The sequence below is a fragment of the Pseudomonas sp. JDS28PS106 genome (assembly GCF_036706555.1).
In the GTDB taxonomy this organism is placed as follows: Bacteria; Pseudomonadota; Gammaproteobacteria; order Pseudomonadales; family Pseudomonadaceae; genus Aquipseudomonas.
This window is the reverse complement of the sequence record NZ_JBAJGT010000004.1, coordinates 106,195-125,853: the sequence shown is the minus strand read 5'-3', so window position 1 is coordinate 125,853 and position 19,659 is coordinate 106,195. Positions and strand designations below refer to the sequence as shown.

Annotated in this window: 20 protein-coding genes; 8 read left to right on the top strand and 12 right to left on the bottom strand. The window is 60.0% G+C overall.

Annotated elements, in window-relative coordinates; genetic code table 11:
- Window positions 1-68: 68 nt before the first annotated feature.
- Window positions 69-1,448 (bottom strand): aspartate aminotransferase family protein, encoded by a 1,380-nt coding sequence (locus TRP66_RS07900; RefSeq protein WP_333400943.1) that lies wholly within the window; start codon window positions 1,446-1,448, stop codon window positions 69-71.
- Window positions 1,449-1,535: 87 nt separating this feature from the next.
- Window positions 1,536-2,894 (bottom strand): glutamine synthetase family protein, encoded by a 1,359-nt coding sequence (locus tag TRP66_RS07895; RefSeq protein WP_333400942.1) that lies wholly within the window; start codon window positions 2,892-2,894, stop codon window positions 1,536-1,538.
- 527 nt (window positions 2,895-3,421) lie between these two features.
- Here TRP66_RS07895 and TRP66_RS07890 point away from each other — a divergent pair.
- The gene (locus tag TRP66_RS07890; protein ID WP_333400941.1) at window positions 3,422-4,798 is read left to right on the top strand and encodes a glutamine synthetase family protein; all 1,377 of its coding nucleotides are present in this window, start codon (window positions 3,422-3,424) and stop codon (window positions 4,796-4,798) included.
- 132 nt (window positions 4,799-4,930) lie between these two features.
- Window positions 4,931-5,569 (top strand): TetR/AcrR family transcriptional regulator, encoded by a 639-nt coding sequence (locus TRP66_RS07885; RefSeq protein WP_333400940.1) that lies wholly within the window; start codon window positions 4,931-4,933, stop codon window positions 5,567-5,569.
- Between the two features lie 58 nt (window positions 5,570-5,627).
- Here the strand turns inward: TRP66_RS07885 and TRP66_RS07880 are convergent, their stop codons facing one another.
- The 6 genes from TRP66_RS07880 to TRP66_RS07855 all read right to left on the bottom strand — a co-directional run bounded on the left by TRP66_RS07880 (window position 5,628) and on the right by TRP66_RS07855 (window position 10,994).
- Window positions 5,628-5,843, bottom strand: a complete 216-nt coding sequence (locus TRP66_RS07880) for a TOBE domain-containing protein (protein ID WP_333400939.1) — start codon at window positions 5,841-5,843, stop codon at window positions 5,628-5,630.
- Between the two features lie 28 nt (window positions 5,844-5,871).
- The gene (ssuB, locus tag TRP66_RS07875; RefSeq protein WP_333400938.1) at window positions 5,872-6,684 is read right to left on the bottom strand and encodes an aliphatic sulfonates ABC transporter ATP-binding protein; all 813 of its coding nucleotides are present in this window, start codon (window positions 6,682-6,684) and stop codon (window positions 5,872-5,874) included.
- Window positions 6,681-7,478: an aliphatic sulfonate ABC transporter permease SsuC gene (gene ssuC, locus TRP66_RS07870; RefSeq protein ID WP_442965184.1), complete on the bottom strand. Its 798-nt coding sequence runs from the start codon at window positions 7,476-7,478 to the stop codon at window positions 6,681-6,683. The genes ssuB and ssuC overlap by 4 nt, the downstream gene beginning before the upstream one ends.
- A gap of 28 nt (window positions 7,479-7,506) precedes the next feature.
- The gene (locus TRP66_RS07865; protein WP_333400937.1) at window positions 7,507-8,472 is read right to left on the bottom strand and encodes a sulfonate ABC transporter substrate-binding protein; all 966 of its coding nucleotides are present in this window, start codon (window positions 8,470-8,472) and stop codon (window positions 7,507-7,509) included.
- Between the two features lie 371 nt (window positions 8,473-8,843).
- Complete coding sequence (locus tag TRP66_RS07860) at window positions 8,844-9,482, bottom strand: peroxiredoxin (protein WP_333400935.1); 639 nt, start codon at window positions 9,480-9,482, stop codon at window positions 8,844-8,846.
- Between the two features lie 171 nt (window positions 9,483-9,653).
- Window positions 9,654-10,994 (bottom strand): OprD family porin, encoded by a 1,341-nt coding sequence (locus tag TRP66_RS07855; protein ID WP_333400934.1) that lies wholly within the window; start codon window positions 10,992-10,994, stop codon window positions 9,654-9,656.
- Between the two features lie 440 nt (window positions 10,995-11,434).
- On the opposite strand from TRP66_RS07855, the gene TRP66_RS07850 reads away from it, so the two are divergent.
- Window positions 11,435-11,599: a hypothetical protein gene (locus TRP66_RS07850; RefSeq protein ID WP_333400933.1), complete on the top strand. Its 165-nt coding sequence runs from the start codon at window positions 11,435-11,437 to the stop codon at window positions 11,597-11,599.
- 371 nt (window positions 11,600-11,970) lie between these two features.
- On the opposite strand, the gene TRP66_RS07845 is transcribed toward TRP66_RS07850, so the two are convergent.
- Window positions 11,971-12,411 (bottom strand): hypothetical protein, encoded by a 441-nt coding sequence (locus TRP66_RS07845; protein WP_333400932.1) that lies wholly within the window; start codon window positions 12,409-12,411, stop codon window positions 11,971-11,973.
- On the opposite strand from TRP66_RS07845, the gene trmL reads away from it, so the two are divergent.
- Window positions 12,410-12,865 carry a tRNA (uridine(34)/cytosine(34)/5-carboxymethylaminomethyluridine(34)-2'-O)-methyltransferase TrmL gene (gene trmL, locus TRP66_RS07840; RefSeq protein WP_333400931.1) on the top strand — a complete coding sequence of 152 codons (456 nt, stop codon included), beginning with the start codon at window positions 12,410-12,412 and terminating at the stop codon, window positions 12,863-12,865. The two genes, TRP66_RS07845 and trmL, sit on opposite strands and share 2 nt — an antisense overlap.
- Window positions 12,866-12,966: 101 nt before the next feature.
- Here trmL and secB read toward each other — a convergent pair whose 3' ends face one another.
- Genes secB through TRP66_RS07825 form a run of 3 tightly spaced genes read right to left on the bottom strand, consistent with a single transcriptional unit; the run spans window position 12,967 to window position 14,161 of the window.
- Window positions 12,967-13,455: a protein-export chaperone SecB gene (gene secB / locus TRP66_RS07835; RefSeq protein ID WP_333400929.1), complete on the bottom strand. Its 489-nt coding sequence runs from the start codon at window positions 13,453-13,455 to the stop codon at window positions 12,967-12,969.
- Between the two features lie 39 nt (window positions 13,456-13,494).
- Window positions 13,495-13,746 (bottom strand): glutaredoxin 3, encoded by a 252-nt coding sequence (grxC, locus tag TRP66_RS07830; RefSeq protein ID WP_333400928.1) that lies wholly within the window; start codon window positions 13,744-13,746, stop codon window positions 13,495-13,497.
- 1 nt (window position 13,747) lies between these two features.
- On the bottom strand, window positions 13,748-14,161 hold the full coding sequence (locus TRP66_RS07825; protein WP_333400926.1) for a rhodanese-like domain-containing protein: 414 nt from the start codon (window positions 14,159-14,161) through the stop codon (window positions 13,748-13,750).
- A 146-nt stretch (window positions 14,162-14,307) separates the two neighbouring features.
- Here TRP66_RS07825 and gpmI point away from each other — a divergent pair, with 146 nt between their 5' ends.
- The 4 genes from gpmI (at window position 14,308) to TRP66_RS07805 (ending at window position 19,429) form a co-directional block, all read left to right on the top strand.
- Window positions 14,308-15,840, top strand: a complete 1,533-nt coding sequence (gene gpmI, locus TRP66_RS07820) for a 2,3-bisphosphoglycerate-independent phosphoglycerate mutase (RefSeq protein ID WP_333400925.1) — start codon at window positions 14,308-14,310, stop codon at window positions 15,838-15,840.
- 150 nt (window positions 15,841-15,990) lie between these two features.
- Window positions 15,991-17,292 (top strand): murein hydrolase activator EnvC family protein, encoded by a 1,302-nt coding sequence (locus TRP66_RS07815; protein ID WP_333400924.1) that lies wholly within the window; start codon window positions 15,991-15,993, stop codon window positions 17,290-17,292.
- 33 nt (window positions 17,293-17,325) lie between these two features.
- Entirely contained in the window at window positions 17,326-18,645 is a 1,320-nt protein-coding gene (locus TRP66_RS07810) for a S41 family peptidase (RefSeq protein WP_333400923.1), read from the top strand.
- A 4-nt stretch (window positions 18,646-18,649) separates the two neighbouring features.
- Window positions 18,650-19,429, top strand: a complete 780-nt coding sequence (locus TRP66_RS07805; protein WP_333400922.1) for a divergent polysaccharide deacetylase family protein — start codon at window positions 18,650-18,652, stop codon at window positions 19,427-19,429.
- Window positions 19,430-19,659 lie beyond the last annotated feature (230 nt).

Here is a 19,659-nt window from a genome sequence, read left to right as displayed (position 1 = left end):
TTTCGCATCAACACCATCCACCGCAGGCCCGGCGCATTTCGCAATCGCTATCGCGGCTAAAGCCGCTCCTACATGTCGCGAACAGGCTCCTGCAACGCCGCCAGGGTCAAGTCCAGACACTTGCGGGCCTTTTCCACCAATTCGTCGATCTCGGCAAAGCTGATGATCAACGGCGGTGCAATGATCATAGTATCGCCAACCGCACGCATGATCAGGCCGTTCTCGAAGCAGAAGGTTCGACAGATCATGCCCGCGCCCCGGCCGGCATAACGCTCGCGAGTCGTCTTGTCCTTCACCAGTTCGATGGCGCCCAGAAGGCCCACGCCACGCACTTCGCCCACCAGCGGATGGTCGTTCAGCTCCCGCAAACGCTTTTGCAAGTATGGTGCCGTTTGCGACCCGACCCGTTCGACGATCTTTTCTTCGCGCAGGATACGTATGTTTTCCAGCGCCACCGCCGCGGCCACGGGATGCCCGGAATACGTGAAACCGTGGTTGAAATCGCCGCCTTCGTTGAGCACCGCGACAATCTCGTCGCGCACCACCAGACCACCCATGGGCACGTATCCGGAGGTCAGGCCCTTGGCAATGGTCATCATGTGCGGCTTGAGGTCGTAGAAATCGCTACCGAACCACTCACCGGTGCGACCGAAACCGCAGATCACCTCATCGGCCACGAACAGGATGTCGTAACGCGCCAGGATCTCCTTGATCTTGGGCCAGTAGCTGTCCGGCGGCACGATTACGCCGCCGGCGCCCTGGATCGGCTCGGCTATGAACGCGCCCACGTTGTCGACGCCCAGTTCGAGGATCTTCTTCTCGAGCTGCTCGGCCGCCCACACGCCGAACTCATCGGGCGACATGTCACCGCCTTCGCCGTACCAGTAAGGCTGGGGGATGTGGACGATGCCCGGAATCGGCAGATCGCCCTGTTCGTGCATATAAGTCATGCCGCCCAGACTTGCCCCGGCGACCGTGGAACCATGGTAGCCATTGACCCGGCTGATGATGGTTTTCTTGTTCGGCTGGCCCTTCAATGCCCAGTAATGCCGGACCATGCGCAGCATGGTGTCATTGCCTTCCGAGCCTGAGCCGGTGAAAAACACATGGCTCATGCCCGGCGGGGTGATTTCCGATAAAGCCTTGGCGAGTTCCAGCGCCGGCGGGTGTGCCGTCTGGAAGAACAGGTTGTAATAAGGCAGCTCGCGCATCTGGCGGCTCGCGGCCTCGGCCAGTTCATGGCGGCCATAACCCACGGCAACGCACCACAGACCGGACATGCCATCGAGGATCCGGTGTCCTTCGCTGTCCCACAGGTACACACCCTCGGAACGCGTGATAATCCGCGGCCCTTTTTCCTTGAGCTGTTTGTAGTCGCTGAACGGAGCAAGATGATGCTCGCTGCTCAAGGTCTGCCAATGAAGGGTTTGCGGGTTGTTTGCACTCATGCGGCACTCCTGAATCGTTGAGCGATGTTCGATCGGGCGCGGTCCGGCCAGGCCGCCGGACCTGTGCCCGGCGGCAGCCTCCATGGATCAGACGGAGAACAGCAGAAACTCGCGCTCCCACGAACTGATCACGCGCTTGAAGTTCTCGTGCTCGGCGCGCTTGACCGCGACATAGCCGACGATGAATTTCTTGCCCAGGTATTTTTCGATGGTCTTGCTGTTTTCCAGACGCTCCAGCGCGTCTTCGATGGTCAGCGGCAGGCGCAGGTTGCGGCGCTCGTAGCCGCGGCCCACCACCGGCGCGCTGGGGTTGATGCCTTCGACCATGCCGATGAACCCGCACAGCAGGCTGGCGGCGATGGCCAGATAAGGGTTGGCGTCGGCACCCGGCAGACGGTTCTCCACTCGACGGTTCTGCGGCACCGCGTCAGGCACGCGCAGGCCGACCGTGCGGTTCTCTTCACCCCACTCGACGTTCACCGGCGCGGACGTGTCTGGCAGGAAGCGGCGGAAGGAGTTCACGTTGGGCGCGAACAGCGGCAACAATTCCGGGATGAACTTCTGCAGGCCGCCGACGTGATGCAGGAACAGCTGGCTCATGGTGCCGTCGGGGTTGGAAAAGATGTTCTTGCCGGTCCCGATGTCGATGATGCTCTGGTGCAGGTGCATGGCACTGCCCGGCTCGCCGGTCATCGGCTTGGCCATGAAGGTCGCCGCCACATCGTGCTTGAGCGCGGCTTCGCGCATGGTGCGCTTGAACACCACGATCTGGTCGGCCAGTGACAGCGCATCACCGTGACGGAAGTTGATTTCCATCTGCGCCGTGCCGTCTTCATGAATCAGGGTATCGAGATCCAGATTCTGCAGTTCGCACCAGTCGTAGACGTCCTCGAACAGCGGATCGAATTCGTTGGCCGCTTCGATGGAGAAAGACTGGCGACCCGTTTCGGGACGTCCCGAGCGACCGACCGGAGGCTGCAGCGGATAATCGGGGTCGTCGCTGCGCTTGGTCAGGTAGAACTCCATCTCCGGCGCGACGATAGGCTGCCAGCCTTGATCGGCATACAGCTTGAGGACTTTCTTGAGCACGTTGCGCGGCGACAGCTCGATGGGGTTGCCTTGCTTGTCGTAGGTGTCGTGAATCACCTGCGCGGTCGGCTCGATGGCCCAGGGCACCAGATACACCGCGTTCTGGTCGGGGCGGCAGATCATGTCGATGTCGGCGGGGTCGAGCAGATCGTAGTAGATGTCGTCTTCCACGTAGTCGCCGGTCACCGTCTGCAACAGCACGCTCTCGGGCAGACGCATGCCCTTTTCAGCGATGAACTTGTTGGTCGGCGAGATCTTGCCGCGAGTGATCCCGGTCAGGTCGGACATCATGCATTCGACTTCGGTGATCTTGTGTTCTTTCAACCAATCGGTGAGCTGGTCGAGGTTGGTACTCATAAATACCTCAGGGTTTGTCGTGTCCTGATCGGGATCAGGCGTTATAGACGCGTCGGCGTCATGCTGTACAACTCGTTTCGGCAGGCGCGAATACGCGGTAAGGTGGCACCTGCATGTTTGAAATCATGGGTGGTAAGGTGATCCGGACGTCGTGACGTACAGCGGCAGGTCATTATGGACGCTAATGTGACAGACATGATGACCGTTGCGCACACGGCGTGGATACGCGTCATTCATGACAGGAAAAGGCATCGAACCCCCGGTTTTGTTGCTCTATGGGTCGCAATCGAGCTTAGCCTTGTTCATTTTTTTATACAACTTTCCAGTGAGGAGCCCGAACAGGCCGCCAAGGCTTGCGGATAGCAAAGGGAATCGCCAGAAAAGCCCGCCCCAAATGGCAGCAAAAACAGCCGCACAGGGCTAATTTGGGGCGGCCTTTGGCTCTATTGACTTCATCCTGGCTTTCGGATTGACTGAAACCCGTAATACTCGATGATTGATATTTTTAACAACAAAGGTGTTGCATCATGTCGGTACCCCCGCGTGCCGTTCAGCTCAACGAAGCGAACGCGTTCCTTAAGGAACATCCTGAGGTTCTGTACGTTGACCTTCTGATTGCAGATATGAATGGTGTGGTGCGCGGCAAGCGCATCGAACGCACCAGCCTCCACAAGGTTTACGAGAAAGGCATCAACCTGCCTGCCTCCCTGTTTGCCCTGGATATCAACGGTTCGACGGTGGAAAGCACCGGCCTGGGCCTGGACATCGGCGATGCCGACCGCATCTGCTATCCGATCCCCGGCACCCTGAGCAACGAACCCTGGCAGAAGCGCCCTACCGCGCAACTGCTCATGACCATGCACGAACTCGAAGGCGACCCGTTCTTCGCCGACCCGCGCGAAGTGCTGCGCCAGGTCGTCGCCAAGTTCGACGAGATGGGTCTGACCATCTGCGCGGCATTCGAGCTGGAGTTCTACCTGATCGACCAGGAGAACGTGAACGGTCGTCCGCAACCGCCCCGCTCCCCAATCTCCGGCAAGCGCCCGCACTCGACCCAGGTCTACCTGATCGATGACCTCGACGAGTACGTCGATTGTCTACAGGACATCCTCGAAGGCGCCAAGGAGCAAGGCATTCCCGCCGACGCGATCGTCAAGGAAAGCGCCCCGGCCCAGTTCGAAGTCAACCTGCACCACGTCGCCGATCCGCTCAAGGCATGCGATTACGCTGTGCTGCTCAAGCGCCTGATCAAGAACATCGCCTACGACCATGAGATGGACACCACCTTCATGGCCAAGCCTTACCCAGGCCAGGCAGGCAACGGGCTGCATGTGCACATCTCGATCCTGGACCGCGATGGCAAGAACATTTTCACCAGCGAGGATCCCGAGCAGAACGCCGCATTACGTCATGCGATCGGCGGTGTGCTCGAGACCCTGCCGGCACAGATGGCGTTCCTGTGCCCGAACGTCAACTCGTACCGCCGCTTCGGTGCCCAGTTCTACGTACCCAATTCGCCGACCTGGGGCCTGGACAACCGCACGGTCGCGCTGCGCGTACCGACCGGCTCGGCCGATGCCGTACGCATCGAACACCGCGTCGCCGGCGCCGATGCCAACCCGTACCTGCTGATGGCCTCGGTCCTGGCGGGCGTGCATCACGGCCTGACCAACAAGATCGAGCCTGGCGCACCGGTCGAGGGCAACTCCTACGAGCAGCATGAACAGAGCCTGCCGAACAACCTGCGCGACGCCTTGCGCGAACTGGACGACAGCGAAGTCATGGCGAAGTACATCGATCCGAAATACATCGATATCTTCGTAGCGTGCAAAGAGAGCGAACTGGAGGAATTCGAACACTCCATTTCCGACCTTGAGTACAACTGGTATCTGCATACCGTCTGATCGGTTCGTGCGCGTGGCCTGAATCGCCAGCAAGCTGGCTCCTACACATTCAGTTTGTAGGAGCCAGCTTGCTGGCGATCCGCCAAACCATTCCCTCTACACCTGCCCCCGCCCACACCAAGAGCCTTACCGATGACCCGCCCCGCCGCACCCCGCAAACTTCGCGCCGCCAGCCAGGCGCGTGTCGATTCGATCCTCGACGCCGCGCGCGAGCTACTGGCCGTCGAAGGGGTGGCGAGCCTGTCCATCTACAGCGTGGCCGAACGTGCCGGCATCCCGCCCTCGTCGGTCTATCACTTCTTCGCCAGCGTGCCGGCCCTGCTTGAAGCCCTGACCGCCGATATCCATGCAGCCTTTCGCGCCTCGCTGCAAGCGCCCATCGAACATGAACGACTGGCCAACTGGCGCGACCTCTCCCGCCTGGTCGAACAGCGCATGCTGGAGATCTACAACGGCGACGCCGCCGCGCGTCAGCTAATCCTCGCGCAGCACGGCCTGGCCGAAATCAACCAGGCCGACCGTCAGCACGACCTCGAACTGGGCCGCCTGATGCAGGAAGTCTTCGACCGCCACTTCCAGCTTCCCGCGCTCCCTGAGGACATTGATGTGTTCGCGCTGGCCATGGAACTGGGCGACAGGGTGTACGCACGGTCGATCCAACTGCATGGCGAAATCACCCCGCGCATGGCCGAAGAAGCTTTGCGGGTGTTCGATGCTTACCTCGGTCTCTACCTTCCACCCTTCCTGCCTGGGCGCCAGCGGATCGGTTGATCGCGGACAAAAAAACCCCGGAGGGTTTTCACCGTCCGGGGTCTTGTGCCGCCTGCGATCACAGCTTGGCGATCGACACTTCGGTGGATTTCACGAAGGCGATCACTTCACTGCCCACCACCAGTTCCAGCTCCTTGACCGAGCGGGTGGTGATGACCGAAGTCACGATGCCCGAGGCGGTCTGTACGTCGATTTCCGACAGCACGTCGCCCTGGACGATTTCCTTGATGGTGCCTTTGAACTGGTTGCGTACGTTGATGGCTTTGATGGTCATGGCAAGGCTTCCTTTTTGAGGTTCGGGATTAATTGGCCCAGCGCAATTGCGTGGGCAATGGTGAAGTGGGTTCAGGTTCGGGCGGTGCTCCGGGGATCGAGAGCACTCGGTTGAGCACTTCGGTCTCCAGCGCCGCGAGGCGATGCGAGCCGCGCGCCCGAGGTCTGGGCAGGTCCACGATCAGGTCCAGGCCAATGCGACCTTCCTCGATCAGGATGACCCGGTCGGCAACGGCGACAGCTTCGCTTACGTCATGAGTGACCAGCAGCACAGTAAAGCCGTGCTTGCGCCACAGGTTTTCGATCAGTTGCTGCATCTCGATGCGGGTCAGGGCGTCCAGCGCGCCCAGCGGTTCATCGAGCAACAGCAGGCGCGGTTTGTGAATCAGCGCGCGGGCCAGTGCCACACGCTGCTTCTGACCGCCGGACAGGGCGGCGGGCCATTCATCGGCGCGTTCGGCCAGGCCGACCGCTTCCAGGGCCTCAAGCGCTTGTCCGCGCCAGTCGCCGCTCAGGCCGAGGCCAACGTTGTCGATGATCTTTTTCCACGGCAGCAGGCGTGCTTCCTGAAACATCAGCCGCGTATCCTCGCGGGCATCGGCCAATGGCGCGGAGCCGGCCAGCAATTGCCCTTCGGTGGGCTTGTCCAGCCCGGCCAGCAGGCGCAGCAAGGTACTCTTGCCGCAACCGCTGCGACCGACCACGGCCACGAATTGCCCTGCGGGGATGTGCAGGTCGATGTCCTTGAGTACGGTGCGGCTGCCGAAGGCTTTTTTCAGCTGACGTACGGCCAGCGGAATGCCGCGCAACAAATGCGGAGGTTGTTGTTTCATGATCGTCATGCGGCACCGCCCGTTTTGACTTGATAAGCCGGATGCCAGCGCAGGCAGGCGCGCTCCAGGCCTCGCGCCGCCAGGTCGGCGAGCTTGCCGAGCACTGCGTACAGCACGATTGCCAGTACGACGATGTCGGTTTGCAGAAATTCGCGAGCGTTCATCGCCAGATACCCGATGCCCGAGCTTGCGGAGATGGTTTCGGCCACGATCAGCGTCAGCCACATGAAGCCCAGCGCAAACCGCACGCCGACCAGAATCGAAGGCATCGCCCCCGGCAGGATCACATGCCGGAACAGGCTGAACCCGCTCAGGCCGTAGCTGCGCGACATTTCCACCAGCGCCGGATCGATGTTGCGGATGCCGTGGTAGGTGTTGAGATAGATCGGGAACAGCGTGCCCAGGGCGACGAGAAATATCTTGGCGGTCTCGTCGATGCCGAACCACAGGATCACCAGCGGGATCAGCGCCAGGTGCGGCACGTTGCGGATCATCTGCACCGAGCTGTCCAGCAGGCGCTCGCCCCAGCGCGTCAGACCAGTGATGAAGCCCAGCGCCAGACCGATACCGCCGCCAATCGCGAAGCCGATGCCGGCGCGCCAGCCGCTGATTGCCAGGTGAGTCCAGATTTCACCGCTGACCACCAGATGCACGCCCGCGGTAATGACCGCGCTCGGCGCTGGAAGGATGCGGGTCGACAGCCAGCCCGCGCTGACTGACAGCTGCCAGATGACCAGCAGCAGTATGGGCAGTGCCCAGGGCGCCAGTCGGTGAACGAAACGTTGCGAGGTACTCACGCTCATGGAGTTGTCTCCTTCAAGGACTGTCCGGTCATGGTGCTTTCGCAACGGCGGCGGGCGGCGTCCAGACCACATCAGCGATGTTCAGCGGCTTGGGGATCAACTTGAGCTGGTGGAAGGTATCGGCGATCTTCTGTTGCGCCGCGACCACCGGCGGCGTGATGAACAGCGCTCCGTAGCCCTGGCGCTTCACCGAAGTCAGGGTGATGTCGGCGGGCAGGCCGAGCAAGGGCGCGACTTGGGTCGTCACTTCTTCAGGGTGAGCCTTGGACCACTCACCCACGGCGCGGACTTCCTCGACCAGTGCTTGAATGACTGTCGGATTCTTCTGCGCGTAGGGCTTGGTCGCCAGATAGAACTGGTGGTTGTTGACGATTCCTGTGCCGTCCTTAAGCGTGCGCGCCTGCAATTGCTTCTCGGCGGCGGCCTGGTACGGGTCCCAGATGACCCACGCATCGACGCTGCCCCGCTCGAAGGCGGCGCGCGCATCGGCGGGCGGCAGGAACACGGTCTGAATGTCGGAATATTTGAGGCCGGCGTCTTCCAGTGCGCGCACCAGCAGGTAATGGACGTTGGAGCCTTTGTTGAGCACGACCTTCTTGCCTTTCAGGTCTTTGACCGAGGTGATCGCAGAGTCCTTGGGCACTAGAATCGCTTCGCTGGTGGGCGCAGGCGGCTCATAGGCGACGTACAACAGATCGGCGCCGGCGGCCTGGGCAAACACTGGCGGCGTTTCGCCGGTCACGCCGAAATCGATGGAGCCTACGTTCAGGCCTTCCAGCAACTGCGGACCGCCGGGAAACTCGGTCCACTGCACTTTCACGCCCTGTTCGGCCAGACGCTTCTCCAGCGAACCCTTGGCCTTGAGCAGCACAAGCGTGCCGTACTTCTGATAACCGATGCGCAGGTCTTCAGCCTGGGCCTGGGTGATGACGCCGAAAGACACCGCCGCGGCAAACAGAGCGACCAGGCCTCGACGCAAAACGATAGTGCGCATGGCGCGCTCCTTTGCAGACAATTGGATGGTCACCTGCCCGGCCGATGGCGGCTGAGTAAGGCGAAGCTTTCAGGCTGAATGCCTGGAATGGAAGTGACAGTAACAGGAGTTTTTTATATCTATAAATCTTATTTTTTCATTTGATTATTTCTTTATGGAATATAAGAAAGCAGCACGGTGACCATTACGCGCCTCGCGGATAAATCCGCTCCTACGGTTGCGTACGTTTCTCGTGGGAGGGAGCTTGCTCGCGACGGCAGCAACGCGGTGGCTCTGAAAGTCCGCGCCGCCTTCGTCGCCAGCAAGCTGCCTCCCACAGTTGCGTGCGTCCCTTCAGATACGTCGCGTCGCCTGCGCAGGGGCAGGACTTTTCAACGATTCGGCTGTGGCGTCAGGCGCAGGTAGGGCGTGACTGCCTTGTAGCCTCGCGGGAAGCGCTCGGCGATTTCGGCTTCGTCCTTGAGCGACGGCACGATGACGACGTCTTCGCCGTCGACCCAGTTGGCGGGGGTGGCGACCTTGTAGTTGTCGGTCAATTGCAGGGAATCGATGACGCGCAGAATTTCATTGAAATTACGCCCGGTACTGGCCGGATAGGTGATGGTCAGCCTGATCTTCTTGTTCGGGTCGATCACGAACAGCGAGCGCACGGTCAAGGTATCGCTGGCATTAGGGTGAATCAGGTCGTACAGGTCGGACACCTTGCGGTCCGCGTCCGCCAGGATGGGAAAATTGACCCGGGTGTCCTGAGTGACGTTGATGTCATCGATCCATTTGACGTGGGAATCCACTGGGTCGACCGACAGGGCAATGGCTTTCACGCCGCGCTGCGCGAACTCGTCCTTGAGCTTGGCAGTGAAGCCCAGCTCGGTGGTGCACACCGGAGTGAAATCTGCCGGATGAGAAAACAGAACGCCCCAGCTATCTCCCAACCACTCGTGGAAACGAATCCGGCCTTCGCTGGAGTCCTGCTCGAAATCCGGGGCGATGTCGCCAAGTCGCAGTGTCATGGTGTTGCTCCTTGATTGTTTTGGGGAAAACCAGAGTCAAGACCACTTTGCCTGCGGCTGGGGAATTTTAAAAAGAATGGAAATAAATTTGGTTAGAACCTTTTGCGCTAGCGAAACGCAGACAAAAAGAAACCCCGCACGAGGGCGGGGTTTCTTCGGAGCTCAATACACTTACATGAAGTTGTAGGTGTAGTTGAAGATGACACGGGTTTGATTGACGTCTTCTACGGTGTTGGTAGTACCGTCGCCGCGGTAGGTGCCGTGACGAACAGTAGTGCCGAAACCTTTCAACGGACCGCTCTGGATCACGTAGTCGAGACGCATGTCGCGTTCCCACTCGGAGTAGTCGTTGTTGCGGGTAGCTGCGGTGTTACCACGAATATCGTCGCCACGCAGATAGACGAAGGAAGCTTTCAGACCAGGAATACCAGCCTTGGCAAAGTCGTACGAGTACTGACCGAAGGTGGTGTTCTCACCCGCACGGGTGAAGCCGTTGATCATCGAGTCAGTGAACAAATAGAAGCTTGCGCCGCCGTTACCTTCCGGACGGCCACGGCCGTCACGAACGCTGCCCTGGTTCAGGTTAACGAAGCCGCCGTCGTCGCCGACCTGCTGATGACCGACCATGAACGCGTGGCCACCCAGGGTATAGGTGAACATGGCGGACCACGTCTTGTTATCAATCTCGCCGGGATTCTTGGCATAACCGTTGTTAAAGGTGTAGCCAGCAGTGCCCTTACTGTTCGCTCCGTCAGAGCTACTGTCAAAATAACGCAGATCGGTCTTGAACGACTGGTTGTCCGAGATCTGATAGACGTGAACCAGGCCCAAGAAGTGCTGCTTGTAGAAATCTTCCAGGTTAGCGAAGTAGTACTGCAGCGTCAGGTCTTTAGTGACTTTCCAGTCAGCACCAGCGAAGCGGAACTCATCGCTGCTTGCAGTGGCGCCGTTAACCGACAAATCAGTCCAGTTAGACGAAGCACGACCGATGCTACGGGTCAATTGACCGGCGGTAAAGGTAACGTTGTCCAAGTCTTTCGAGGTCAGGATAGCGCCTTCGAAGGCCTGTGGCAGCAAACGACCGTCGTTGCTCACTAGGATCGGCAGGTTTGGAGCCAGAGCATTACCGACTTTCAGTTCGGTCTTGGAGAAGCGAGCCTTGACGTTCGCACCGCCACGCGACCAAGAGCTGACAGCCGAACCGTCAGTGTCGCTAGGAACGATCGAACTACCATTCGGGTGACGTCCGCGACCGCCGTCTAGGTGAATACCTACAACGCCTTGAAGGTCCAAACCGAAACCAACGGTGCCCTGAGTGAAGCCCGAGATGTAGTCGAATTTCAGGCCGGTGGCGGTTTCACGGTTATTGTCGGTCCCTTCTTTGAAATCATTATCGAAATACAGGGTACGAGAACTGATGGACGCTTTGCTGTCTTCAAGGAAACCAGCGGCACCGGCCTGTTGGGCCATGATGCCGAAGGTAACGGCCAGGGCCAGGGTCGACTTCTTCATTACTACGCTCCTCGTGAATCTAATTTTTTTAGTCCACGGTGCCGGACGTGGGTCCTGACCCGTGGATTCGCGTCAGACGACAGTCCCGGCCTTCTAAGGGCCAATGGTTGCTGTGCGTCCCGAGACTTTTATGACTAGACCGCGTTTTTTTCGGTGGCTGCACGGTAGTGAAAAAGCGATAAATCCAGAAGTAACCGTTGGTAACACTCTTAGACCTATCCGCTATAACACTGGCCGTTTCTGTCAGCCGGCTCCGAGTGTATCGGCCAATTTCGCTAATTCCCAAAAAATATTTTCAGGTCATCCGTCAGATCATTTGGTTAACGGCCGCTCTACCGGCAATTCCATGACCTCACGGCGCAAAAACCCCACTCTGCCAACCCCACCAAAAACAATTAAATCCTTTTAAAACATACAGTTACCAACGCGTAGCAGCAATTATGACAATTGCCACCGTGCGCGCTTTCACCTTCGTCGGCCCGCTGCAAAACTTCTGCATCAAGACCTGTCGCGGGGCAAAACACACGCATTTATCGCCGGAAACCTCTGTTGTGCCGGAGAGCCTTTGGAACAAAAACGCCTGCACGATGTCATGGCGCCATTGAGCACAATGCAATTGGCATGCCGAAGGAACGCCAACATGGAAACATCTGTATGAATTCGCCGAGCACGAAAAGGCGGGATCATCGAAGTGAACTGATTTGCTCGGAAATGACAGCCGAATGTGCATGAACCGGCGAGCACGCACCAGATTTGTGCGCAAATGGCCTGCTGCCTGCCCTATACGGCTCTGAACGACAGGGCAATCAAGGGACGCGTGATTGGCTGAGTCCGTTTAACCCCTGAAAACAAAGGCATTGCGGGAACAGTCGCAATTTTCTCAGCATAGAAAGCGAAACTGGCACGCGCTCTGCATTAGCTATCACATCACCAGTTTTGGGGACCTTGGTACAGGCAGGCCGGGGAATCCCCTCTTTTATTCCTCCCGGAGACTGACCTCCAGTCTCCAGCGCCCGTCCACTTCCGCAGTGTGCCATTCGCCCTGCAGTGGACGGGCCGCGAGCAGCGTCAGAATCAATCCATTCTCCCCCCTCTCGACCCTCCATCGCGCGACCTTGCTGTCGAACCGCAACTGGCCGTTCCACGGCTGGCCGTAGGCGTTGACCTTGACCACCACTGCGCCGTCCACGGTTTCTCCCTTGAAGCGGGGTTCATCGTCGAACCAGAGTGCCAGGCCGCTCGGCAATTCTTCGATCTGCGTCAGCTGGACCGGATCGGGTTGCTGCAGACGCCCTATGATCGTGCCGATCGTGAAGCCGACGATCGCCATTGAACCAAGAACGCGCGGCCATAGCTTCGGTCTGGGGTCCTCTTCAGGGGTAGAATGCGCCCTGTCTTTTCGTTCGGAGCCGTGCATGTTTCACGTCATCCTTTTTCAACCAGAAATTCCGCCGAATACCGGCAATGTCATCAGACTGTGCGCCAACAGCGGCTGCACACTGCATTTGATCGAGCCGCTGGGCTTCGAGCTGGACGACAAGCGCCTGCGTCGTGCCGGGCTCGACTACCACGAGTATGCCACGCTGCAGACCCACGCAGACCTGTCGAGCTGTCTTGAGAAGATCGGTCACCCACGGCTGTTCGCCTTCACCACCAAGGGTTCGCGGCCGTTCCACGACGTAAGCTTCCAGCCAGGGGATGCGTTCATCTTCGGCCCTGAAAGCCGCGGGCTGCCACCAGAAGTCCTCGATGCCCTCGGCCCGGACCAGCGTCTCAGATTGCCGATGCGCGAGGGTTGCCGCAGCCTGAACCTGTCCAACACCGTGGCCGTGGCGGTTTATGAGGCATGGCGGCAGAATGGGTTTGTCTGATTATCGCCAGCAAGCTGGCTCCTACACCATTCGTAGGAGCCAGCTTGCTGGCGATAACAAAAAACGCCCTCGAAGGGCGCTTTTTGTTGAAGCGGTAACGCTTACTGAACAGTCGGCGTCTCGCCCGCTTCCTGCATGCGCTGCAGCTCTTGAGCGTACAGGGCATCGAAGTTGACCGGAGCCAGCATCAGCGCCGGGAACGAACCACGGGTAACCAGGTTGTCGATGGCTTCGCGGGCGTAAGGGAACAGGATGTTCGGGCAGAACGCGCCCAGGGTGTGGCTCATCGAAGCGTCGTCCAGGCCCTTGATCAGGAAGATACCGGCCTGCTGCACTTCAACGATGAACGCAACTTCGTCGCCATTGTTGACGGTCACGGACAGGGTCAGAACCACTTCGTAGAAGTCGCCTTCGAGCTGCTTCTGACGGGTGTTAAGATCCAGGCTGACACTCGGCGTCCACTCCTGACGGAAGATCGCCGGGCTTTTCGGCGCTTCGAACGACAGGTCGCGAACGTAAATACGCTGCAGGGAAAACTGAGGGCCGTTTTCGTCGTTGGTGGCGGCAGCGTTGTTCGATTGTTCGGTCATGTCAGATCCTTCACAAAAATGGGCTAAATGGGGTTGGGGTCACGCCAGCAGCGCGTCGAGCTTGCCAGCGCGTTCCAGGGCGAACAGATCGTCGCAGCCGCCAACGTGGGTCGTGCCGATCCAGATCTGCGGCACCGAGGTGCGGCCCGCTTTCTTGGTCATTTCAGCGCGAAGCTGCGGCTTGCCGTCGACGACGATTTCCTCGAATGCCACGTTCTTGCTCTTGAGCAGCTGCTTGGCGCGAATGCAGTACGGGCAGTAGTCGCTGGAATAGACGAGAACGTGGGGCATGTCATTTCACCAAAGGGAGGTTATCGGCGCGCCAGCTGGAGATCCCGCCGGACAGCTTCGCGGCCTTGAAGCCGGACTTGAGCAGTTCGCGGGCGGTGGTGCCTGCATGCTGCCCCAATGCATCGACTATGATCAATGTCTTGTCCTTGTGCTTCTGCAGTTCGGCGGTGCGGGTCAGCACCTTGTCCTGCGGGAAGCTCAGGGCGCCGACGATGTGGCCTGCCGCGTAGTCCTTGGCCGGACGCACGTCGATGACCACACCCTGGTCGGCATTGACCAGCGCGGTCAGTTCACCAGTGCTGAGGCTGCGACCGCCTTTGCTCAGCTCGTAGCTGATGAGCATGACCAGCAGGATGACGAATGCGCCGGTGATCAGGTAATGGGTCGTGGCAAATTCAAGCAGATTAGCAACCATCGGTCGGTTCCAGGGCGTTAAAATGTCGGCCAGTATACACAGCACCCAAGGTCGGCCAAAGTCCGTACGGCAGTGACGCCGTTTGAACTTGTCCCTAAAATGCCGATCTTTTTCCTACTTCCTTCAACCAGCCTCGAGTGGGTCCCATGACTGCCACCCCAAAACCTCTGGTCCTGATCATTCTTGATGGCTTCGGCCACAGCGAAAGTCCCGAAGGCAACGCCATCATGGCCGCGAAAATGCCGGTCATGGATCGTCTGTACCAGACGATGTCCCACGGCCTGATTTCCGGCTCGGGCATGGACGTCGGCCTGCCGGACGGGCAGATGGGCAACTCTGAAGTCGGCCACATGAACCTGGGCGCCGGACGTGTGGTGTATCAGGATTTCACTCGAGTGACCAAGGCCATCCGCGACGGCGAGTTCTTCGAGAACCCGACCATCTGCGAGGCGGTCGACAAGGCTGTCGGCGCCGGCAAGGCCGTGCACATCATGGGCCTGCTGTCCGATGGCGGGGTGCACAGTCACCAGGATCATCTGGTCGCCATGGCCGAACTGGCCGTCAAGCGCGGCGCCGAGAAGATCTATCTGCATGCCTTCCTCGATGGCCGCGATACGCCGCCACGCAGCGCCAAAGCCTCCCTGGAATTGATGGACCAGACCTTCGCCCGCCTGGGCAAGGGGCGGACCGCGACCCTCATCGGCCGCTTCTTCGCCATGGACCGCGACAACCGCTGGGACCGCGTTTCCACCGCCTACAACCTGATCGTCGACGGCGTCGCCGAATTTCACGCCGAGTCCGGCGTTGCCGGCCTGGAAGCCGCCTATGCCCGCGACGAGAACGATGAATTCGTGAAAGCCACCAGCATCGGCGAACCGGTCAAGGTCGAGGACGGCGACGCCGTGGTGTTCATGAACTTCCGCGCCGACCGCGCGCGGGAACTGAGCCGCGTCTTCGTCGAGAACGACTTCAGCGACTTCGAGCGCGCACGTCAGCCGAAGGTCAACTATGTGATGCTGACCCAATACTCGGCCAGCATCGCCGCGCCTGCCGCCTTCGCTCCGGGCAGCCTGAAAAACGTGCTGGGCCAGTACCTGGCCGACAATGGCAAAACCCAGCTGCGCATCGCCGAAACCGAAAAGTACGCGCACGTGACTTTCTTCTTTTCCGGCGGCCGTGAAGAGCCGTTTCCCGGGGAAGAGCGCATCCTGATTCCTTCACCAAAGGTCGCTACTTACGACCTGCAGCCGGAAATGAGCGCGCCGGAGGTCACAGACAGGATCGTCGACGCCATCGAGCATCAGCGCTATGACGTGATCATCGTCAACTACGCCAACGGCGACATGGTCGGTCACAGCGGAATCATGGAAGCGGCCGTCAAGGCCGTGGAATGCCTGGATGTGTGCATCGGTCGTATCACCGAGGCGCTGGAAAAGGTCGGCGGCGAAGCGCTGATCACGGCCGACCATGGCAACGTGGAACAGATGACCGACGACTCTACGGGTCAGGCGCATACCGCGCACACCTCCGAGCCGGTCCCGTTCATCTATTACGGCAAGCGCCCGCTCAAGGTCCGCGAAGGCGGCGTGCTGGCAGACGTAGCCCCTACCCTGCTGCATCTGCTGGACATGGAAAAGCCGCAAGAGATGACCGGCCACTCCATTCTGGTAGAGCAATAACCGTCAGGACCAGGCGCAGTCGACACGGCTGCGCCGCCGTCATCGGACCAGCCCCCGGATCAATGGCCGCGGGGCGTTCTTTTTGCAACGTATGGCGGGCATACTAGGCCTGACATTTTTTCTCACAATTCCTCGGTATCGCCTACCCTCATGCTTCGCGCCTCGATCGCTCTTGCTTTGATCTGCCTGCTCAATCCGGCGTTTGCCGATGATGAGCGCGCGCAAACCCAGAAACAGATAGACGCTGCGCGACAGGACGTGGCCGAGCTGCAGAAAGTGCTCAGCAAGCTCCAGGAAGAAAAGGCCGGTGTGCAGAAAGACCTCAAGGCCACCGAAACCGAAATGGGCAAGCTGGAAAAGCAGGTCGAGGTCCTGCAGAAAGAATTAAAAAAGACCGAAGTCGAGCTGCAGAAGCTCGACGGTGAAAAGGCCGGGCTCAACAGTGCCCGCAAGGAACAACAACATCTGATCGCCATTCAGGCGCGTGCCGCCTATCAAGGCGGTCGGCAGGAATACCTCAAGCTGTTGCTCAACCAGCAGCATCCCGAGAAATTCGCCCGCACGCTGACCTACTACGACTACATGAGTCAGGCGCGTCTGGCCCAATTGCACCGCTTCAACGAGACCTTGCGCCAGCTGGCCGAAGTCGAGAAGCAGATCGACCTGCAGCACGCGCAACTGCTGGTCCAGAAAAGCCAGTTCGACAGCCAGACCGAAGAACTCTCGAAAGTGCGTCAGGAACGTCAGCAGGCGCTCGCCAGGCTGAATCAGGACTACAAGGCACGCGATCAGAAACTGCAGGCGCGTCAGCAGGATCAGGCCGACCTCGCCAAGGTCCTCAAGACCATCGAGGAAACCCTGGCCCGACAGGCCCGCGAAGCGGAAGAAGCACGACAGAAGGCGCTGATCGCCGAACGCGAAGCGCAGGCGCAACGGGAGCGCGAAGCCCAGGCCAGTAGTCGCGCCGGCGACGATGAACCCGCACCACGACGCCCGGTCAAAGCCCCCGGCGCGCTGGTTTCCAGCGCGGGGACGTCATATGGCGGTCCCTTTGCCGAAGCGCGGGGAAAACTTCCATGGCCAATCGATGGTCGACTGCTTGCACGTTTCGGTGAAGCGCGCGGTGATGACGAACGAACCAAATGGGACGGCGTCATGATCAGCGCCGCCGCCGGCAGTCAGGTACGCGCCGTGCATGGTGGACGAGTGGTGTTCGCCGACTGGTTGCGTGGCGCCGGGCTTCTGGTCATTCTCGATCACGGCAATGGTTACCTGAGCCTGTACGGTCACAACCAGAGCCTGCTCAAGGCGGCCGGCGACGTGGTCAAGGCCGGAGAAGCGATTTCCACTGTAGGCAACAGTGGCGGTCAGGACACTTCAGCGTTGTATTTTGCTATTCGTCAGCAGGGTCGCCCCAGCGATCCCGCCCAATGGTGTCGCACTCAAGGATAAGTGGGCATCAAAATCTCCAGGAGTTCGTTAGACATGCTGCATTTGTCCCGCCTCACCTCGCTGGCCCTGGCTGTCGCCTTCGTGATCGGCGCACCGCTGGCGCAAGCTGCCGAGATCATCACGCCGGCACCAGCGGCGACAAGTGCGTCCGCGCCCAGGGCACCGCTGCCACTCGAAGAACTGCGCACCTTCGCCGAGGTGCTGGACCGGGTCAAGGCAGCTTATGTCGAGCCGGTAGACGACAAGACCCTGCTGGAAAACGCCATCAAGGGCATGCTCAGCAACCTTGATCCGCACTCCGCCTATCTTGGGCCCGAGGACTTCCAGGAGTTGCAGGAAAGCACCAGCGGCGAGTTCGGCGGTCTGGGCATCGAGGTCGGTGTCGAAGACGGCTTCGTCAAGGTGGTCTCACCCATCGATGACACCCCGGCGTCCAAGGCTGGCATCGAGGCCGGCGACCTGATCGTCAAGATCAACGGCGCGCCGACTCAGGGCCAGACCATGCAGGAAGCGGTCGACAAGATGCGCGGCAAGATCGGCGAGAAAATCACCCTTACGCTGGTGCGTGACGGTGGCACGCCGTTCGACGTGACGCTGGCGCGGGCGACCATTCAGGTCAAGAGCGTCAAGGCGCAGATGCTGGAGAATGGCTACGGCTACATCCGCATCACCCAGTTCCAGGTCAAGACCGGTGAAGAAGTCGGCAAGGCGCTGGCGAAGATGCGCAAGGACAACGGCAAGAAGATGAGCGGCCTGATTCTCGACCTGCGCAACAACCCGGGCGGCGTGCTGCAATCGGCCGTGCAGGTGGCCGACCATTTCCTCACCAAGGGTCTGATCGTCTACACCAAGGGCCGCATTGCAAATTCCGAGCTGCGCTTCTCCGCGGACCCGGCCGACGCCAGCGAAAACGTGCCGCTGGTGGTCCTGATCAACGGGGGCAGCGCCTCGGCGTCGGAAATCGTCGCCGGCGCCCTGCAGGATCAGAAACGCGGCATTCTCATGGGCACCGATACCTTCGGTAAAGGCTCGGTGCAGACCGTGCTGCCGCTGAACAATGACCGGGCGCTGAAGATCACGACCGCGCTATATTACACGCCAAACGGCCGCTCCATCCAGGCTCAGGGCATCAACCCGGATATCGTCGTGCCGCGCGGCAAGGTGACCACCGAGGCGGATGGCGAGAACTACAAGGAAGCCGATCTGTACGGCCATCTGGGCAACGGCAATGGCGGCGCGGACAAACCTACTGTGAAAGGCGGCTCTGCCAAGGCGCGTCCGCAGGACGATGACTTCCAGCTCGGTCAGGCCCTGAGCCTGCTCAAAGGGTTGAACATCACGCGCGGCAAGTAAGCGGATGCGTTTACTGGCGTTCCTCACGCTAGCGCTTGCGCTGGCCGGCGTCGCGCAGGCGGCGCCAGGGCCGGCGCCGCTCAAGCCGGCGGCTTATCTCACCGTCATCATCGACGATCTGGGTCAGAGTCCCGGGCGGGACAGCCGCACCCTCGCGCTGCCCGGTCCCGTGACGCTGGCGATCATGCCGGACACGCCCCACGCCACCGATTTCGCGCGCCAGGGCCACAAGGCCGGCAAGACGGTGATTCTGCACATGCCAATGGACCCGGCGACCGGGCCGTACGCGTGGCATCCGGGCCTTCCCATCGCTGAACTCGAAAGCCGCCTGAACGCTGCGTTGCTGAAAGTGCCGTGCGCTGCGGGCATCAACAATCACATGGGCAGCCGGATGACGTCGGAGCCGGTGGCGATGAGCTGGCTGATGACGGAGCTGCAACGTCGGCACCTGTTTTTCGTCGATAGCCGGACCAGCGCCAGGACCGTGGCTGCCGGTCAGGCGCAGAAAATCGGTCTGGCGAGCGTATCGCGTGATGTGTTCCTCGATGACGAACGCACGGCCGAAGCCATTACCCGCCAGTTACGTATCGCGGTCGAACTGGCCCACAAGCAAGGCTCGGCGGTAGTCATCGGCCACCCTTATCCCGTTACCCTGGATGTTCTGGAGCGTGAGCTGCCCCGACTCAAATCACTGGGCGTTGAATGGATCGACCTTCCGAGCATGATTGCGCACCGGGGCAACAGGGCCATGTCGGGACATGGCGCCCATGGCATTTATCGCTGATGCTTCACCCCAAGTGATAATTCGATTCCGCAGCACAAGTAGGCATCGTCTGCATTTCCTGTCGCTGTCCCAAACATCCTTGATTAACGGCTAAAGCTCCGATTAAACGGCGCAGTCTTCATCTGAAGGCAACATCGTTTTAATCAAGGATCGATCATGAATATCAAAATCTTCGCAGGCGCGTGCTGTATCGCGGGCTTGCTGCCATTCACCGCGAACGCCGATCTGGG